The following is an 18,974-nucleotide window of genomic DNA, read 5'->3' on the forward strand; positions in this document are numbered from 1 at the left end:
TGATTAATCGATTGCGGTCACACTTTATCGTTTGGATTAAGGGCCTCTGTCAACCTCTGTTGCAACACATTGCGCATTTCCACCCCAAGCGCACGTCGCTCACTATCGGCGAGGATGAAAAGATCCTCAACCCGTTCACCAATCGTACTGATGCGTGCGCCGTGCAGCGACACGCCCAAATCGGCGAACACTTCACCCACGCGCGCCAGTAAGCCGGGCTGATCGAGCGCGACCAATTCCAGATAACTGCGGCGGTCGGTGTGCGTCGGCAGGAAATTGACTTCGGTATCGACACTGAAATGCTTGAGGCGCGCAGACTGGCGACGCGTACGCGGCGGCACCCATTCGTTTTGCGTGATGGCTTGTTCCAGCGCCTGAATGATCAGCGGATGGCGATCGGCGGCCAGCGGGCTGCCATCCGGCTCCAGCACAATAAAGGTGTCCATTGCCATGCCATCGCGACTGGTAAAGATCTGCGCATCATGCACGCTGAGATTGCGGCGATCCAACTCGCCGGCCACCGCCGCAAACAGGTGCGGACGATCCGGGCTCCAGATAAAGATCTCGGTACCGCCGCGCGTGGCCTGCGGGCTGACCAGCACCAGCGGTTTGTTGAGATCGTGATGAATTAAATGACGCGCATGCCAGGCGAGCTGATTCGGTGTGTGGCGCAGAAAATAGTCGGCGCGGCAGCGGCTCCAGATATGGTGCAAACGCTCTTCGTCGAGGTTTTCCATCCGCAGCAGCGCCAGCGCTTGCAGACGATGATGGCGCACGCGCTCGCGCAGATCCGGGCTGTTTTCCATGCCGCGGCGCAGCTGTTTTTCGGTCGCGAAGAACAGCTCGCGCAACAGGCTCTGCTTCCAGCTGTTCCACAAGCTTTCATTGGTGGCGCAGATATCGGAAACCGTCAGGCACGCCAGATAGCGTAAGCGATTTTCGTTCTGCATCACTTCGGCGAATTGCTGAATCACGGTGGGATCCTGAATATCGCGGCGCTGCGCGGTGACTGACATCAATAAATGATGACGTACCAGCCAGGCAACCAGCTGCGTTTCGCGGGAGTTCAGTCCGTGTAGTTCGGCAAAGTCGAGCGCATCCTGCGCGCCGAGAATGGAGTGATCGCCGTTGCGGCCTTTGGCGATATCGTGCAGCAGCGCAGCCATCAGCAACAGTTCCGGCTGTGGCAGGCGCGGCCAGAGTTCAACGCACAGCGGATGCATCGGGCGCGTGGCTTCGTCGGCAAAACTCTCCAGCTTCTGCAGCACGCGGATGGTGTGCTCATCCACCGTGTAAGCGTGGAACAGATCGAACTGCATCTGACCAACGATGTTGCCCCACAGCGGCGTATAGGCCCATAACACGCTATGACGATGCATCGGCACCAGCGCGCGCTTAACCGCGCCAGGATGACGCAGAATCGCCATAAAGGTTTCACGCGCTTCAGGAATCTGGCATAGAGGCTGCTTCAAATGGCGGCGCGCATAGCGCAGCTGCCGCAGCGTGGTGGAGTAAATACCTTTGATGTTTTCGTTACGCACCATCACGTAGAACATACGCAGGATGGCTTGCGGCTCACGCTCAAACAGCGTGAGATCGCGCAGGTCGATGAGGTCACCGCGAATCTGGAAATCGTCATCAATGTTGCGCGGTTTTTCAGTGGTCGACAGCGCCAGAATCGCTTCATCGAACAGCTGCAGCAGCATCTGATTGAGTTCGCCGATACGGCGCGTGACGCGGTAGAAGTCCTTCATCATGCGCTCAACCGGCTCATTGACTTCCCCCAGATAGTTGAGGCGTTGAGCGACGGTGAGTTGTCGATCAAACAGCAGACGATTGTCATAGCGTGGCAGCGTTAAGTGCAGCGCAAAGCGAATGCGCCACAAAAATTCCTGACACTCGTTGATTTCATTGCGTTCCGCTTCGGTGATAAAGCCGAAACCAACCATCTCATCCATGGTGGTGGCGCCAAAGTGACGACGCGCCACCCATTGCAGCGTGTGTATGTCGCGCAGGCCACCGGGGCTGCTTTTGATATCCGGTTCGAGGTTGTAGCTGGTGCCGTGATAGCGCTGGTGGCGCTCCTGCTGCTCTTCAATTTTGGCGGCGAAGAAGCGCGACGACGGCCAGAAACCATCGCTGAAGATGTTCTTTTGCAGTTCGAGAAACAGCGCCACATCGCCAGTGAGCATGCGCGATTCGATCAGGTTGGTGGCGACCGTAAGATCGGATAAGCCTTCCAGCAGGCACTCTTCCAGCGTACGTACGCTGTGACCAACTTCCAGCTTCAAATCCCACATCAGCGTTAGCAGCTCGCTGGCGCGTTGCGCGGCTGTGTCGTCCAGCGGCTGGCGGCTGAGGATCAGCACATCAATATCGGAGAGCGGATGCAGTTCGCCGCGACCATAACCGCCAACGGCAACCAGTGCGATCTCCTTCATCTGGTCGAAACCAAAGAAGCGCCACAGGCGGCGCAGTAAGCGGTCGATAAACAGCGTGCGGGCATCAATCAGAGATTCAATATCGGTGCCCGCATCAAATGCAATGCCCAGGTGCTGCTGGAATTGCTCAAGATAGTGTTTGAGCTTGTCGCGCGTCAGGGCGTCATCCGGCCAGCTGGCGGGGGAATCGGTCAGGCCTTTGTGTACTGCTTCGGTCACGCTACCACTCATCAACATGCCTCTTCATTACGCACATAAAAAAGGCCAGCGATAAGCCGGCCTGGTACTGTTAGCGAGATGATTACGCGACGTTTTCAAGCACCGCTGGAATGGTGTCGTCTTCACGCAGCGTCAGAATCTCACAGCCGTTTTCTGTCACCACAATAGTATGCTCATACTGCGCGGACAAGCTGCGATCTTTGGTTTTCACGGTCCAGCCATCCTTCATGGTGCGGATGCGGTAATCACCGGCATTCACCATCGGTTCGATGGTGAAGGTCATGCCTGCTTGCAACACCACGCCGCTATCATCCGCGTCGTAATGCAGTACCTGCGGCTCTTCGTGGAAGCCTTTGCCGATGCCGTGACCGCAATACTCGCGCACCACCGAAAAATCCTGTGCTTCGACATACTGCTGAATCGCGCGGCCCAGTTCACGCAGACGAATACCCGGTTTCACCAGACGCAGCGCGATATAGAGACTTTCCTGAGTAACGCGACACAGGCGCTCGCCCTGAATGGTGGCTTTACCGACGATGAACATTTTTGAGGTATCGCCGTGATACTCATCTTTGATCACCGTGACATCGACGTTAACCACGTCGCCATCCTTCAGCACGCGATCGTCGCTCGGAATACCGTGACATACCACTTCATTCACCGAAATACACACCGATTTCGGGAAGCCGTGATAGCCGAGGCAGGCGGAAATCGCCTGCTGCTTCAGCGTGATGTGTTCGTGGCAGAGACGATCCAGTTCACCGGTGGTGACGCCAGGCACCACGTGCGGGGCAATCATCTCCAGCACTTCAGCGGCAAGGCGGCCCGCCACGCGCATTTTTTCGATTTCTTCAGGGGTTTTAATTGAAATAGCCATTAAATTAATCCGCAATCGTCGAATTTTTCGACAATAATGAGTTCTGTGGCAGTCATGTTAGCAGCCAGCAAAAGGGCTGCCAAATGGCGATTGTCTGCGCCTGCGGCGCTCAACTACTATTGGCGTATTCCTGCGCATTGTGGTATAAAGCGCGCCGACGATTCTCTGTCACCGACGTTTGGCTGGCAGGAAACGCATAAAACTCATTATGTGTACTAAAACACACATGTATCGACACATACGCCGGGGTGCCTTGAAAGAGGTCGGTCGTATGGGATACATGGAGGCCCAACCCCAAATCAAACTTTAGAGGTAATCATGGCAACTGTTTCAATGCGCGACATGCTCAAGGCTGGTGTTCACTTTGGTCACCAGACCCGTTACTGGAACCCGAAAATGAAGCCATTCATCTTCGGCGCACGTAACAAGGTTCACATCATCAACCTCGAGCAGACTGTGCCAATGTTCAACGACGCTCTGGCTGAGTTGAAAAAGATCTCTTCCCGTAAAGGTAAGATCCTGATCGTTGGTACTAAGCGCGCTGCTGCCGAAGCGGTAAAAGAGTCAGCTCTGAGCTGCGACCAGTTCTTCGTAAACCACCGCTGGTTGGGTGGCATGCTGACTAACTGGAAAACCGTTCGTCAGTCAATCAAACGCCTGAAAGATCTTGAGTCTCAGTCTCAGGACGGTACTTTCGACAAACTGACCAAGAAAGAAGCGCTGATGCGCACTCGCGAACTGGCCAAGCTGGAAAACAGCCTGGGCGGTATCAAAGATATGGGCGGTCTGCCGGATGCACTGTTCGTTGTTGACGCTGATCACGAGCACATCGCTATCAAAGAAGCAAACAACCTGGGTATCCCAGTATTTGCTATCGTTGATACCAACTCTGATCCAGACGGCGTTGACTTCGTTATCCCAGGTAACGACGATGCGATCCGTGCTGTAAGCCTGTACCTGACTGCCGTTGCCACTACCGTGCGCGAAGGCCGTTCACAGGATCTGGCTGAGCAGGCTGAAGAAGCTGCTGAAGCTTAATAAGGTTCGCTCTTTCTAAGAGCCCTTAGACATCAGATGTTATCTGTTAAGGGGGCCGTTCAGGCCCCTTTATTTTATCTAAGTCTGTCACGCTCACTGCAGAGCGAGCGGGGCAGAGTAAATTTTCCGCAACAAGTTTCTGACAGTGTGTGAGCACACAGAGACGAATCGAGGATTCTGGAATGGCTGATATTACCGCTGCATTGGTAAAAGAACTGCGTGAGCGTACTGGCGCAGGCATGATGGACTGCAAAAAAGCGCTGACCGAAGCGAACGGCGACATCGAGCTGGCGATTGAGAACATGCGCAAATCTGGCGCAATCAAAGCGGCTAAGAAAGCAGGCAACGTTGCTGCTGATGGCGTGATCAAAACCAAAATCGCTGACGGCTTCGCGGCGATCCTGGAAGTAAACTGCCAGACCGACTTCGTTGCAAAAGATGGCGGTTTCCAGGCGTTTGCTGACAAGGTTCTGGATGCAGCTGTCGCTGGCAAAGTTACCGATGTGGAAGTTCTGAAAGCGCAGTTCGAAGAAGAACGCGTAGCGCTGGTTACGAAAATCGGTGAGAACATCAACATCCGTCGTATTGCTATCCTGGAAGGCGCTGAGCTGAACAGCTATCAGCATGGCGCACGTATCGGTGTGGTTGTTTCTACCACCGGTGCTGACGAAGAACTGAGCAAGCAAGTTGCTATGCACATCGCTGCAAGCAAGCCAGAATTCGTTAAGCCAGAAGACGTGTCTGCAGACGTGGTCGAGAAAGAGTACCAGGTCCAGCTGGATATCGCCATGCAGTCTGGCAAGCCAAAAGAAATCGCAGAGAAAATGGTTGAAGGCCGCATGAAGAAATTCACCGGCGAAGTCTCTCTGACCGGTCAGGCTTTCGTTATCGACCCAAGCAAAACCGTTGGCCAGGCGTTGAAAGAGAAAAACGCTGACGTCATCAACTTCATCCGCTTCGAAGTGGGCGAAGGCATTGAGAAAGTTGAAGCTGACTTCGCAGCAGAAGTTGCTGCAATGTCCAAACAGTCTTAATGGTCCGAAAGAACCGCCACAAGGCGGTTCTTTTTTGTCTGCGATTTAGTGCAGCACTTTCAGTCTCATCCCAATAGCTTTTCTCGTGGGCTTTGCGGATGATCGACCAGATTTTACTTCTCCTTTTCATCATATCTTCCAGGAAGAACTGACCATGGCGACCAACGCAAAACCTGTATATCAACGTATCCTGCTAAAACTGAGTGGCGAAGCACTGCAAGGTGCCGAAGGTTTTGGCATCGACGCGAGCGTGCTTGACCGCATGGCGCAAGAGGTGAAAGAGCTGGTTGAACTGGGCATTCAGGTGGGTGTGGTTATTGGTGGCGGTAACCTGTTCCGCGGCGCAGGTCTGGCCCAGGCGGGCATGAACCGTGTGGTCGGCGACCATATGGGCATGCTGGCAACAGTGATGAATGGCCTGGCAATGCGTGACGCGCTGCACCGTGCGTATGTCAATGCGCGCTTGATGTCAGCGATTCCGCTGAACGGCGTGTGTGATAACTACAGCTGGGCAGAAGCGATCAGCCTGCTGCGTAATAACCGCGTCGTGATCTTCGCGGCCGGTACCGGCAACCCGTTCTTTACCACTGACTCTGCAGCCTGCCTGCGCGGCATCGAAATCGAAGCCGACGTGGTACTGAAAGCCACCAAAGTAGACGGCGTCTACTCTGAAGATCCGGTGAAAAACCCGGATGCCACGCTGTATGACCAACTGAGCTATGCAGAAGTGTTGGATAAAGAGCTTAAAGTGATGGATCTCGCCGCCTTTACGCTGGCGCGTGACCACAAGCTGCCTATCCGCGTCTTCAACATGAACAAGCCTGGCGCATTGCGTCGCGTCGTGATGGGTGAAAAAGAAGGCACCCTGATTACGCATTAATACCCGACGCACGTTAAAATAAGGTATATTCTTTTGCCGCGATGCTCTGACATCGCGCAGCAATTAGGATGATCGATGTTTATCGATACCGCTTCCGGTTAGCCCGGAAATGGCCAGGTCAACCGAATTCAAGGGTTTCAACGTGATTAACGACATTAAAAAAGATGCAGACACGCGGATGGAAAAATGTGTGGATGCATTTAAAAACAACATCAGCAAAATCCGCACCGGCCGTGCTTCGCCTTCACTGCTCGACGGCATTGTGGTTCCTTATTACGGTACACCAACGCCGCTGCGCCAGCTGGCTAGCGTGACGGTTGAGGATTCACGTACGTTGAAAATCAACGTATTTGATCGCTCGCTGAGCGCTGCGGTTGAGAAAGCGATCATGACGTCTGATTTGGGTCTGAACCCAAGCTCAGCCGGTAGCGATATTCGTGTGCCGCTGCCAGCGCTGACCGAAGAGCGTCGTAAAGACCTGATCAAGATCGTACGTGGCGAAGCAGAGCAGGGCCGTGTTTCCGTGCGTAACGTCCGCCGTGACGCCAACGATAAGATCAAAGCGCTGCTGAAAGACAAAGAGATCAGCGAAGACGACGAACGTCGTACGCAGGACGAGATCCAGAAAATGACCGATGCGCACATCAAGAGTGTTGATGCCGCATTGGCCGATAAAGAAAAGGAACTGATGGACTTCTAATTCCATCAACTGCTTTTCAAAACGCCGTTCAGAGACGAGACGTGTTCGACTCTGGCGGCGTTTTACATTGTGTCTGGCGCTGTTGCGGACACTCTCCACGACTTCACAGGGATAGCATGATGAAGCGATTAACTCTGCTGGGATCAACCGGCTCCATTGGTACCAGCACGCTGGCGGTGATTGCCGCAAATCCTGAACTTTATCAGGTGACCGCGCTGGTGGCTGGCCAGAATGTGGCGTTGATGGCTGAACAATGCCTGCAATTCCAACCGCGCTATGCCGCGATGTCCGACGAGACTTCCGCACAAGCGTTGCGTGAGCGACTGAAAGCACTCAACGTTAATACCGAAGTGCTCTCCGGCGTTCAGGCAGCCTGCGAATTGGCCGCGCTGGATGACGTGGATCAGGTGATGGCGGCGATTGTTGGCGCCTCAGGTTTACAGCCCACCATGGCGGCGATTCGCGCCGGTAAAACCGTGCTGCTGGCCAACAAAGAGTCGCTTGTCACATGCGGCCGTCTGTTTATGGAGGCGGTACGCCAACATCAGGTGCAATTGCTGCCGGTCGATAGCGAGCACAACGCCATTTTTCAGAGTTTACCCGCTTCCATACAGCATCAGTTGGGGTACGCTGATCTGCGGGGAAACGGCATCGAGTCGATTCTCCTTACGGGATCGGGTGGTCCTTTTCGTGACACGCCATTAGCGGATTTAGCCGGTATGTCGCCGGATCAGGCTTGTGCGCATCCGAACTGGTCAATGGGGCGTAAAATCTCCGTTGATTCGGCCACCATGATGAATAAAGGTCTTGAATACATTGAAGCCCGCTGGCTGTTTAATGCGACTGACGCGCAGATGGAGGTGATCCTGCATCCGCAGTCGGTTATCCATTCGATGGTGCGTTATTGCGACGGCAGCGTGCTGGCGCAACTGGGCTCTCCGGATATGCGGACGCCTATTGCGCACAGCATGGCATGGCCAGCACGTATTTCTGCGGGCGTAACGCCGCTCGACTTCACGCGCATGAAGTCGTTGACGTTTTCCGAGCCGGACTACGAGCGCTATCCCTGCCTGAAGCTTGCGATTGATGCCTGTGCCACAGGTCAGGCCGCTACGACATCGCTGAATGCAGCGAATGAAGTGGCGGTGGCAGCTTTTCTGCAGCACCAGATTCGCTTTACCGATATTGCCGCCATCAACAGCGAAGTGCTGGCGTCCCTGAGTTGTCAGGAGCCGGGCAGCATTGACGAGGTGATGGAGATCGATCGGTTAGCGCGCGTGCGTGCCAATGAATTGTTACCGCGCTTTCGTTTAGCAGGTTGATAGTTCCCGCTATTTGTTCGCTCTGGGTGAAAATGGTATAGTCGCTCGCTCGCGTTTCACAGCCGACATTGTTTCGATGTCATCTGGCGTGTTTGCCGGAGTTTGCTGCAGGCGCAATGTATTCAGAAACCACAGCATTTCTGATGAAAGGAATTATTACGCGTTATGTCGTCCAACAATCACAACACAATCGATGACGAGTCGTACTGCACGCCACGTCACGTGGCCATCATTATGGATGGTAATGGTCGCTGGGCAAAAAATCAGGGCAAACTGCGTATTTCAGGCCACAAAGCCGGGGTAAAATCAGTACGCCGGGCTGTCAGCTTTGCGGTTAGCCATAAACTGGAAGCGCTCACGCTTTATGCGTTCAGCAGTGAAAACTGGAGCCGTCCGATTCAGGAAGTGACAGCGTTAATGGAGTTGTTTGTCTGGGCGCTCGACAGCGAAGTCAAAAGCCTGCACAAACACAATGTGCGTCTGCGCATTATTGGCGATATCAGTCGTTTCAATAACCGAATTCAGGAACGCATTCGCCGCGCCGAGGAACTGACTCAGCAAAATAATGGACTGACCCTAAACATTGCTGCCAACTATGGCGGCCGTTGGGATATTATCCAGGGTGCCAGAAAATTGGCCGAACAGGTTCAGGAAGGTTTACTGCGTCCTGACCAGATTACCGAAGAAAGCCTGGCTCCGTATTTGTGTATGCAGGAGCTGGCGCCAGTGGATTTAGTGATAAGGACCGGGGGAGAGCATCGGATTAGCAACTTCCTGCTGTGGCAAATCGCCTATGCTGAGTTTTGGTTTACCGATGTTCTTTGGCCTGATTTTGATGAAAACGTTTTTGAAGGTGCACTGAATGCATTCTCTACGCGGGAGCGACGCTATGGCGGTACTGCACCAGGCGGCGCCTAAGCAATTTGGGGGTAACCTTTGCTGAAGTCTCGTCTGATTACCGCGTTAATTTTGATTCCGCTGGTGATCGCTGCACTGTTCTGGTTACCCCTGTCCGGTTTTGCGATTATCACTATCATCATCTGCATGCTTGCCGCCTGGGAATGGGGGCAGTTTGCTGGCATGAAAACGCGTCAGCAACGTATCTGGCTGGCCGTGCTTTGCGGCCTGTTGCTGTCCGCGATGCTCTTTACCCTTGAACCTTATCAACGCAATCTGCACCAATTCCAGATGGAAGGCTCGCTCTGGGCATCGCTGTTGTGGTGGATTGTCGCGCTCATCTTAGTACTGTTCTATCCCGCTTCTGCTGCGTTGTGGCGTCACTCACGTACGCTGCGCCTGCTGTTTGGCGTGCTCACCTTGATTCCGTTCTTCTGGGGCATGATGGCGCTGCGTCAGTATCATTACGATACTGACCATTTCGCCGGCGCATGGTGGTTGCTGTTCGTGATGTTCCTTGTCTGGGGCGCAGATTCCGGTGCTTACATGTTTGGTCGCCTGTTTGGCAAACACAAGCTGGCACCGAAAGTCTCTCCGGGTAAAACCTGGGAAGGTTTCTTCGGCGGCCTATTGTCATCTGCCATTATCGCCTGGCTGTTTGCTCTGCTGGCACCGCTTTCGGTGGCGCCGGGCACGCTAATTATCTGTGCGGTGATTGCGACGCTGGCATCGGTATTGGGCGACCTGACTGAAAGTATGTTCAAGCGTGAAGCGGGCATTAAAGACAGCGGTAACTTGATTCCGGGGCACGGTGGTATTCTCGATCGTATTGATAGCCTGACTGCTGCGGTGCCGGTGTTTGCCTGCCTGCTGCTGTTGGTGTTTCGCACCCTCTGAGGATAGCTGGCGATGTTGAGTATACTCTGGAGTTTTGCCGCCTTTATCGTGGCGCTTGGCGTGCTAATTACCGTGCACGAGTTTGGCCATTTCTGGGTGGCGCGCCGCTGCGGTGTTAAAGTTGAACGTTTCTCGATTGGCTTTGGTAAAGCGCTGTGGCGTCGCAGCGATCGTCAGGGCACCGAATATGTCATCGCGCTGATCCCTCTTGGCGGCTACGTCAAAATGCTCGACGAACGCGTTGAAAGCGTTCCCGCCGAGCTGCGTCATCAAGCCTTCAACAACAAAACCGTGCTGCAGCGTGCTTCGATTATCGCAGCCGGTCCTATCGCCAACTTCATCTTCGCCATCTTTGCTTACTGGGTCGTGTTTATTCACGGCGTACCAGGTGTACGTCCTGTGGTTGGTGAAATTCTGAGCGGTTCCGTCGCTGCCGAAGCGCAAATTACCTCCGGCATGGAACTAAAAGCGGTAGATGGTATCGAAACGCCTGATTGGGATGCTGTGCGTATGGCGCTGATCGGTAAAATCGGCGACAGCGATGCCACGCTTACCGTCTCGCAATTTGGCGAAGAAGCCACGCAGCAAAAGCAATTAAATTTGCGCGATTGGCAATTTGAGCCTGATAAACAGGATCCGGTGGTCGCTTTAGGTATTCGTCCACGTGGGCCGCAGATTGAAACGACCTTAGCCGAAGTTCAGGCAAACTCACCGGCAAGCAATGCTGGTTTGCAAGCGGGCGATAGGATCGTTAAAGTCGATGGTCAGCCATTGTCACAGTGGCAGGCTTTTGCGGCACAGGTGCGGGATAATCCGGGCAAAAACATGGCGCTAGATATCGAGCGCAACGGCGAACCTGTGGCGTTGACGTTAACGCCGGAAGCGAAACCGGGCAATGAAGCGGAAGGCTTCGCGGGTGTCATCCCGCGTGTGATTCCGCTGCCTGATGAGTACAAAACGGTAAGGCAGTATGGACCTTTTGCGGCGATCGGCGAAGCCAGTGTAAAAACCTGGCAGTTGATGAAGCTAACAGTCTCCATGCTGGGCAAGTTGATAATCGGGGATGTGAAGCTGAATAACCTGAGCGGGCCGATTTCGATCGCGCAGGGTGCCGGGTTATCAGCTGAGTACGGGGTGATTTATTACCTGATGTTCCTGGCGCTGATCAGCGTCAACCTGGGCATCATTAACCTGTTCCCTCTGCCGGTTTTAGATGGTGGTCATCTGCTCTTTCTGGCGATCGAAAAGATCAAAGGTGGACCGGTGTCCGAGCGAGTTCAGGACTTTAGTTATCGCATTGGCTCAATCTTGCTAGTGCTGTTAATGGGGCTTGCACTTTTCAATGATTTCTCACGTCTGTAATAGCTGGAACGCATACAGGCGCGGGATGTGTTAGGAAAACGCATAACAACGATGGCGATGAAAAAGTTGCTCATAGCGTCGCTGCTGTTTAGCAGCGCCACCGTTTACGGTGCAGACGATTTCGTAGTGAAGGACATTCATTTCGAAGGTCTCCAGCGAGTCGCCGTCGGCGCGGCTCTGCTCAGCATGCCGGTACGTGTCGGTGATACGGTGAATGACGATGATGTCAGAAACACCATTCGCTCACTGTTCGCCACCGGTAACTTTGAAGATGTGCAGGTTCTGCGTGACGGTACAACCTTGATTGTTCAGGTGAAAGAGCGTCCAACCATTGCCAACATCACTTTCTCCGGCAACAAAGCGGTGAAAGAAGATCAGCTGAAACAGAACCTCGAAGCGTCTGGCGTGCGCGTTGGCGAAGCGCTGGACCGCACCACGCTCTCTTCAATCGAGAAGGGTCTGGAAGACTTCTACTACAGCGTCGGTAAATACACCGCCAGCGTCAAAGCGATTGCTACGCCGCTGCCGCGCAACCGTGTGGATCTGAAATTCGTCTTCCAGGAAGGCGTTTCAGCGCAGATCCAGCAGATCAACATCGTCGGTAATAAAGCATTTACCTCTGACGAACTGATCTCGCGCTTCTCACTGCGTGACGAAGTGCCATGGTGGAACGTGGTGGGCGATCGTAAATACCAGAAACAGAAGTTAGCGGGCGATCTCGAAACCCTGCGCAGCTTCTATCTGGATCGCGGTTATGCGCGTTTCAACATTGATTCCACGCAGGTGAGCCTGACGCCAGATAAGAAAGGCATCTACATCACCGTGAACATCAACGAAGGCGATCAGTACAAGATTGCTGGCGTGATCGTGAACGGCAGCATGGCGGGCCATTCTGCTGAAATTGAAAAGATGACCAGGATTCCATCGGGTGAGCTGTATAACGGCACTAAAGTCACCCAGATGGAAGATGACATCAAGAAATTGCTGGGTCGTTACGGTTACGCCTATCCGCGCGTAATGACGCAACCAGAAATCAATGATGCTGACAAAACCGTCAAGCTGCATATCAACGTGGATGCGGGCAACCGTTACTACGTGCGTAAAGTGCGCTTTGAAGGTAACGACACCTCAAAAGATTCCGTACTGCGCCGTGAAATGCGTCAGATGGAAGGTGCCTGGTTGGGCAGCGACCTCGTCGATCAGGGTAAAGAGCGTCTGAATCGTACCGGTTACTTCGAAACCGTGGATGTGGATACGCAACGTGTTCCGGGTGCGCCGGATCAGGTTGATGTGGTCTACAAGGTGAAAGAGCGTAACACCGGTACTTTCAACTTTGGTGTCGGTTACGGTACTGAAAGTGGCGTCAGCTTCCAGGTGGGCGTGACCCAGGAAAACTGGCTCGGCACCGGTAACACTGTAGGCATCAGCGGTACCAAAAACGATTACCAGACCTATGCTGAGTTCTCACTGACCGACCCATACTTCACGGTTGACGGCGTGAGCCTTGGCGGTCGTTTATTCTATAACGACTTTAAAGCCGATAACGCGGATCTGTCTGACTATACCAACAAAAGTTATGGTCTCGACGGTACGCTGGGCTTCCCGGTCAATGAAAATAACACGCTGCGTGTTGGTTTAGGTTATGTGCATAACGACCTGTCCAACATGCGTCCTCAGGTTGCGATGTGGCGTTATCTGGATTCGGTCGGTCGCCATCAGGGCTTGAACGATGACGGTGATTTCTCTGCAGATGATTTCACCTTCAACTACGGTTGGACCTATAACACTTTAGACCGCGGCTTCTTCCCTACGCGCGGTAACCGTACCAACCTGAACGGTAAAGTGACGATTCCAGGCTCTGATAATGCGTTCTATAAAGCGACATTGGATAGCCAGCAATATGTGCCGCTGAACCGCGATGGTACGTGGGTGGTGTTAGGCCGTGGCCGTGTAGGATATGGTGACGGACTTAATGGAAAAGAGATGCCGTTCTATGAGAACTTCTACGGCGGTGGCTCGAGCACGGTTCGTGGCTTCCAGTCCAACACCATTGGTCCTAAAGCTGCGTACCTGAACGATGGCTCGTCAAACTGTAAGATCTCTGATCCAAACGGCGTCTGTAAGTCGGACGATGCGGTTGGTGGTAACGCCATGGCGATTGCCAGCCTGGAGCTGATTACGCCAACGCCGTTCCTGAGCGAGAAGTATGCGAATTCCGTGCGTACCTCGGTGTTTATGGATGCCGGTACCGTTTGGGATACCAAATGGCAGAACACTGCGGAAACACGCGCGGCGGGTGTGCCAGATTACAGCGATCCTAATAACATTCGCGTCTCTGCCGGTGTGGCACTGCAGTGGATGTCACCGCTAGGACCGCTGGTCTTCTCATACGCCCAGCCGATGAAGAAAGTCGAGGGAGACAAGTCAGAGCAATTCCAGTTTAACATTGGTAAAACCTGGTAAGGCTCTGAGCAGGGAAGTGAAAATACCGTCTTGCACGCGTGCTGCCTGATAATGCGGCACGCTGCAAACACACACGTTGAGGTAAGGAGTTTATAGTGAAAAAGTTGTTCTGTGCTGCTGCTCTGGGTGTTGCATTAGCTGCTTCTGCGGGTGCCCAAGCGGCTGATAAAGTTGCCGTCGTAAACCTGAGCCAGGTTTTCCAGCAGTCTCCGCAGCGTGCCGCTGTTGCTAAACAGCTTGAAGGTGAATTCCAGAGCCGCGCCTCTGACCTCCAGTCTCAGCAGCAGAAGATCCAGCAAGAAATTCAGGATCTGCAGCGTAATGCATCGACCATGAAAGCGAGCGACCGCACCAAGAAAGAGAAGCAAATCTCTTCTGAGCGTGCTGCCTTTGAACAAAAAGCACAGGCTTTTGACAAAGACAACCAAACTCGTCAGATGCAGGAGCGTAACAAGCTGCTGGCTAAAATCCAGACCGCTGTTCAGTCTGTAGCGAAAAGCGAAGGTTACGATCTGGTTCTGGACTCTCAGGCCGTGCTGTACTCTTCTTCTGATGCTAAAGACATCACTGCTGACGTTGTAAAACAGGTTAAATAATTGATGTCATCAATTCGACTGGCTGATTTAGCCCAGCAGTTGGATGCAGAATTGCACGGAGATGGCGATATCGTCATCTCCGGCATTGCTTCTATGCAATCCGCCACAACTGGCCAAATCACTTTTCTTGCAAACAGCCGCTACCGCGAGCAGCTCGCTACTATCCAGGCTTCAGCCGTGGTGCTGACGGAAGCGGATCTGGAGTGGTGTAAAACGGCCGCCCTGGTGGTGAAAAATCCTTACCTGACTTATGCCCGCATGGCACAACTGCTGGACACAACGCCGCAGCCCGCGCAGAATATCGCGCCCAGCGCGGTGATCGATGCAACGGCTAAGCTGGGTAACAACGTTTCGGTAGGCGCAAATGCGGTGATCGAGTCTGGCGTAGAGCTGGGTGACGACGTCGTTATTGGCGCAGGATGTTTTGTTGGTAAGCAGACGCGTATCGGTCGCGGCTCACGTTTGTGGGCTAACGTCACGATTTATCACGAAATCCAGATTGGTCAGGATTGTCTGATTCAGTCCGGCACCGTCATTGGTGCTGATGGTTTCGGGTATGCTAACGATCGCGGCAATTGGGTGAAAATCCCGCAGCTGGGTACCGTCGTGATTGGTGATCGGGTTGAAATTGGTGCCTGTACTACCATCGATCGCGGCGCGCTGGATAACACTCTGATCGGCAATGGTGTTATCATAGATAACCAGTGTCAGATTGCGCATAACGTCGTGATTGGTGATAACACCGCTGTTGCGGGTGGTGTGATCATGGCGGGTAGTCTGAAGATTGGACGTTACTGTATGATTGGCGGCGCCAGCGTCATTAACGGCCATATGGAAATCTGTGACAAAGTGACCGTAACGGGCATGGGCATGGTAATGCGCCCGATCACAGAGCCAGGCGTATATTCGTCGGGTATTCCACTGCAACCCAACAAAACCTGGCGTAAAACAGCAGCGCTGGTGATGAACATCGATGAAATAAGCAAACGCTTAAAAGCCATCGAACGTAAGGTCGGTAAAGACGACTAAACGCATCCCACGCTACTTGCTTTCATAACAAGAAGTGTACTTTCTTCCACCTTCGGTAACCCGAGAATGGCAGCAGGTATCGTAAGAAAGCGAAACGCCCCGAACTAATTTGCGGCCTGCGGAAGATCATTTTGATCGGTGCAGGCCGTGTTATTGATGCCATCAGATTTTTAGGACAGGAAGAGTATTTTGACTACTGAAACGCATACTCTGAAAATTGAAGAGATTTTAGAACTGTTGCCACACCGCTATCCTTTCTTGCTGGTTGATCGCGTGCTGGATTTTGAAGAGCATAAATATCTGCGCGCGGTGAAGAACGTTTCTGTTAACGAACCGTTTTTCCAGGGACATTTCCCTGGTAAGCCGATTTTCCCAGGCGTTCTGATCCTGGAAGCGATGGCGCAAGCGACCGGTATTCTGGCGTTCAAAAGCGTTGGGAAACTGGAACCAGGCGAACTCTATTACTTCGCTGGTATCGATGAAGCCCGTTTCAAACGTCCGGTTGTGCCGGGCGATCAGATGATCATGGAAGTGACCTTCGAGAAAACCCGTCGTGGTCTGACGCGCTTTAAAGGCGTGGCGACCGTGGACGGCAAAATTGTCTGTGAAGCGACCATGATGTGTGCCCGTAGCCGGGAGGCATAATAAGTGATTGATTCAACCGCCAATATCCATCCCAGTTCTGTCATTGAAGAGGGTGCCGTCATCGGCGCCAATGTTCACATCGGCCCGTTTTGCTTTATCGGCGCTAATGTGGAAATTGGTGAAGGAACCGTACTCAAATCGCACGTGGTGGTGAACGGCCACACGCGTATCGGCAAAGACAATCAGATCTACCAGTTCGCTTCCATCGGTGAAGTGAATCAGGACCTGAAATATGCGGGCGAACCGACGCGCGTTGAAATTGGCGATCGCAACCGCATCCGCGAGAGCGTCACCATTCATCGTGGCACTACGCAGGGCGGCAATGTGACCAAGGTCGGCAGCGATAATCTGCTGATGGTGAATGCTCACATCGCGCATGACTGCGTGATCGGCAATCGCTGCATCTTTGCTAACAATGCCACGCTGGGCGGTCACGTCACCGTTGATGATTTTGCGATTATCGGCGGCATGACGGCGGTACATCAGTGGTGCACCATTGGTGCTCACGTGATGGTTGGCGGTTGTTCAGGCGTCGCGCAGGATGTGCCGCCTTATGTCATTGCGCAGGGCAACCACGCAACGCCATACGGTATCAACATCGAAGGTCTGAAGCGTCGCGGCTTTAGCAAAGAAGCGCTGCATGCCATTCGCAACGCGTACAAACTGCTGTACCGCAGCGGCAAAACGCTGGATGAAGTGAAACCAGAGATTGAAGAGCTGGCGAAACAACACAGCGAAGTGCAGCCTTTCTATGACTTCTTTGCCCGTTCAACGCGTGGATTGATTCGTTAATCCATGTCAGCGCGTCCCCTAACGATTGCCCTGGTCGCCGGAGAAACCTCCGGCGATATTCTTGGTGCAGGTCTCATCCGTGCGTTAAAAGCGCGCCATCCTGATGCGCGCTTTGTTGGCGTGGCCGGTCCGCTGATGCAGGCCGAAGGCTGCGAAGCCTGGTATGAGATGGAAGAGCTGGCGGTGATGGGCATCGTCGAAGTGCTGGGACGCCTGCGGCGTCTGCTGAAAATTCGTCGTGACCTGACGCAGCGCTTCACCGAACTCAAGCCGGATGTCTTCGTGGGCATTGATGCGCCGGATTTCAACATCACATTGGAAGGCCGCCTCAAGCGCGCGGGCATTCGCACCATTCATTACGTCAGCCCTTCCGTTTGGGCGTGGCGTCAAAAGCGCGTTTTCAAAATCGGCCGCAACACCAATCTGGTGCTGGCATTTCTGCCGTTTGAAAAAGCGTTCTACGATCGTTTTAACGTGCCGTGCCGCTTTATCGGCCACACTATGGCTGATGCGATGCCGCTGCAGCCCGATAAGCTGGCGGCGCGCCGGGAGTTAGGCATTGCTGACGAGGCGATTTGCCTTGGCTTGTTGCCGGGCAGTCGCGGTGCCGAAGTGGAAATGCTCAGCGCCGATTTCCTGCGCGCCGCGCAGCTGCTGCGTCAGCGCTATCCCACGCTGGAAATCGTGGTGCCGCTGGTGAACGCCAAACGCCGCGCGCAGTTTGAGCAGATCAAAGCGCAAGTTGCGCCAGAACTGCCGATGCATTTGCTGGATGGCAAAGGCCGTCAGGCGATGCTGGCCAGCGATGCCGCTATTCTTGCGTCTGGCACCGCCGCGCTGGAGTGCATGCTGGCGAAATGCCCGATGGTGGTCGGTTATCGCATGAAGCCGTCGACCTTCTGGCTGGCAAAACGTCTGGTAAAAACGCCGTACGTTTCCTTGCCAAATCTGCTGGCCGGTCGCGAGCTGGTGAAAGAGTTGCTGCAGGACGAATGCCAGCCTGACGCGCTCGCCGCGGCGCTGGAGCCGTTACTGCACGCTGGCCCGGAGCGCGAAGCGCTACTGAAAACCTTCACCGAACTGCATCAACAGATTCGCTGGAATGCCGATGAGCAGGCGGCGGATGCGGTACTGGAGATTATCAATGGCTGAATTTATCTATCCCAACGCGCAGCGGATTGCTGGCGTTGATGAAGTAGGGCGCGGCCCGCTGGTTGGCGCCGTGGTCACGGCGGCGGTGATCCTCGATCCCGCCAACCCGATAGCAGGACTGGCCGACTCGAAAAAGCTCTCCGAGAAGCGTCGTCTGGCGCTGTATGACGAGATCAAAGAGAAGGCGCTGGCCTGGAGCCTTGGTCGTGCCGAGCCAGAGGAGATCGATCAGCTCAATATTCTGCACGCTACCATGCTGGCGATGCAGCGCGCGGTCGCGGGTTTGCAAATTGTACCGGACTTCGTACTGATTGATGGTAACCGTTGCCCGGCGCTGCCGATGCCCTCGCAGGCGGTGGTGAAGGGTGATAGCCTGGTGCAAGCGATCAGTGCTGCCTCGATCATCGCCAAAGTCACGCGCGATCGTGAAATGGCCGAACTGGATCTGCTGTTCCCGCAATATGGCTTTGCGCAACACAAAGGCTACCCAACCGCGCTGCACATGGAAAAGCTGACGCAGCACGGCGCCACACCTCATCATCGTCGCAGCTTTGCGCCGGTGCGTAACGCCTTGATTGATGCCGATGTGCTGGCAGCCCGCCAGCCAACTACGCTTTAATAGCCTGACGC

Annotated in this window: 17 protein-coding genes; 15 read left to right on the forward strand and 2 right to left on the reverse strand. The window is 54.0% G+C overall.

Annotation, left to right across the window (positions count from 1 at the left end):
- Positions 1-17 precede the first annotated feature (17 nt).
- Together glnD and map are read right to left on the reverse strand one after the other, a co-directional pair.
- Positions 18-2,672: a bifunctional uridylyltransferase/uridylyl-removing protein GlnD gene (gene glnD, locus DEU53_RS14660; RefSeq protein WP_110867586.1), complete on the reverse strand. Its 2,655-nt coding sequence runs from the start codon at positions 2,670-2,672 to the stop codon at positions 18-20.
- A gap of 70 nt (positions 2,673-2,742) precedes the next feature.
- On the reverse strand, positions 2,743-3,537 hold the full coding sequence (gene map / locus DEU53_RS14665; protein ID WP_110867570.1) for a type I methionyl aminopeptidase: 795 nt from the start codon (positions 3,535-3,537) through the stop codon (positions 2,743-2,745).
- 318 nt (positions 3,538-3,855) lie between these two features.
- Between map and rpsB the strand changes: the two genes are divergently transcribed.
- From rpsB to rnhB, 15 genes are all read left to right on the forward strand, one after another.
- Entirely contained in the window at positions 3,856-4,575 is a 720-nt protein-coding gene (rpsB, locus tag DEU53_RS14670; protein WP_007893898.1) for a 30S ribosomal protein S2, read from the forward strand.
- A gap of 182 nt (positions 4,576-4,757) precedes the next feature.
- Positions 4,758-5,609 carry a translation elongation factor Ts gene (gene tsf, locus DEU53_RS14675; RefSeq protein ID WP_101762048.1) on the forward strand — a complete coding sequence of 284 codons (852 nt, stop codon included), beginning with the start codon at positions 4,758-4,760 and terminating at the stop codon, positions 5,607-5,609.
- Between the two features lie 154 nt (positions 5,610-5,763).
- Complete coding sequence (pyrH, locus tag DEU53_RS14680) at positions 5,764-6,489, forward strand: UMP kinase (RefSeq protein WP_007893903.1); 726 nt, start codon at positions 5,764-5,766, stop codon at positions 6,487-6,489.
- A gap of 142 nt (positions 6,490-6,631) precedes the next feature.
- Complete coding sequence (gene frr / locus DEU53_RS14685) at positions 6,632-7,189, forward strand: ribosome recycling factor (protein WP_036649587.1); 558 nt, start codon at positions 6,632-6,634, stop codon at positions 7,187-7,189.
- A gap of 119 nt (positions 7,190-7,308) precedes the next feature.
- Positions 7,309-8,511 (forward strand): 1-deoxy-D-xylulose-5-phosphate reductoisomerase, encoded by a 1,203-nt coding sequence (gene ispC / locus DEU53_RS14690; RefSeq protein ID WP_192412747.1) that lies wholly within the window; start codon positions 7,309-7,311, stop codon positions 8,509-8,511.
- Positions 8,512-8,676: 165 nt separating this feature from the next.
- Complete coding sequence (gene ispU / locus DEU53_RS14695) at positions 8,677-9,429, forward strand: (2E,6E)-farnesyl-diphosphate-specific ditrans,polycis-undecaprenyl-diphosphate synthase (protein ID WP_007893909.1); 753 nt, start codon at positions 8,677-8,679, stop codon at positions 9,427-9,429.
- Between the two features lie 18 nt (positions 9,430-9,447).
- Positions 9,448-10,305, forward strand: a complete 858-nt coding sequence (cdsA, locus tag DEU53_RS14700; RefSeq protein ID WP_101762046.1) for a phosphatidate cytidylyltransferase — start codon at positions 9,448-9,450, stop codon at positions 10,303-10,305.
- A 12-nt stretch (positions 10,306-10,317) separates the two neighbouring features.
- On the forward strand, positions 10,318-11,667 hold the full coding sequence (rseP, locus tag DEU53_RS14705; protein WP_110867572.1) for a sigma E protease regulator RseP: 1,350 nt from the start codon (positions 10,318-10,320) through the stop codon (positions 11,665-11,667).
- Positions 11,668-11,718: 51 nt separating this feature from the next.
- On the forward strand, positions 11,719-14,130 hold the full coding sequence (gene bamA / locus DEU53_RS14710) for an outer membrane protein assembly factor BamA (protein WP_110867573.1): 2,412 nt from the start codon (positions 11,719-11,721) through the stop codon (positions 14,128-14,130).
- 95 nt (positions 14,131-14,225) lie between these two features.
- Positions 14,226-14,726 carry an OmpH family outer membrane protein gene (locus DEU53_RS14715; protein WP_007893920.1) on the forward strand — a complete coding sequence of 167 codons (501 nt, stop codon included), beginning with the start codon at positions 14,226-14,228 and terminating at the stop codon, positions 14,724-14,726.
- 3 nt (positions 14,727-14,729) lie between these two features.
- Positions 14,730-15,755, forward strand: a complete 1,026-nt coding sequence (gene lpxD, locus DEU53_RS14720) for a UDP-3-O-(3-hydroxymyristoyl)glucosamine N-acyltransferase (RefSeq protein ID WP_110867574.1) — start codon at positions 14,730-14,732, stop codon at positions 15,753-15,755.
- Between the two features lie 189 nt (positions 15,756-15,944).
- The gene (fabZ, locus tag DEU53_RS14725; RefSeq protein WP_007893924.1) at positions 15,945-16,400 is read left to right on the forward strand and encodes a 3-hydroxyacyl-ACP dehydratase FabZ; all 456 of its coding nucleotides are present in this window, start codon (positions 15,945-15,947) and stop codon (positions 16,398-16,400) included.
- Between the two features lie 3 nt (positions 16,401-16,403).
- Positions 16,404-17,192, forward strand: a complete 789-nt coding sequence (gene lpxA, locus DEU53_RS14730) for an acyl-ACP--UDP-N-acetylglucosamine O-acyltransferase (protein ID WP_101762042.1) — start codon at positions 16,404-16,406, stop codon at positions 17,190-17,192.
- Between the two features lie 3 nt (positions 17,193-17,195).
- Positions 17,196-18,344, forward strand: coding sequence for a lipid-A-disaccharide synthase (lpxB, locus tag DEU53_RS14735; RefSeq protein WP_101762041.1), 1,149 nt, complete (start codon positions 17,196-17,198; stop codon positions 18,342-18,344).
- Positions 18,337-18,963, forward strand: coding sequence for a ribonuclease HII (rnhB, locus tag DEU53_RS14740; protein ID WP_110867575.1), 627 nt, complete (start codon positions 18,337-18,339; stop codon positions 18,961-18,963). Before lpxB ends, rnhB begins: the two co-directional genes overlap by 8 nt.
- Positions 18,964-18,974 lie beyond the last annotated feature (11 nt).

Origin of the sequence: Pantoea sp. AG1095 (assembly GCF_003208415.1) — a bacterium.
Lineage (GTDB): Bacteria > Pseudomonadota > Gammaproteobacteria > Enterobacterales > Enterobacteriaceae > Pantoea > Pantoea leporis.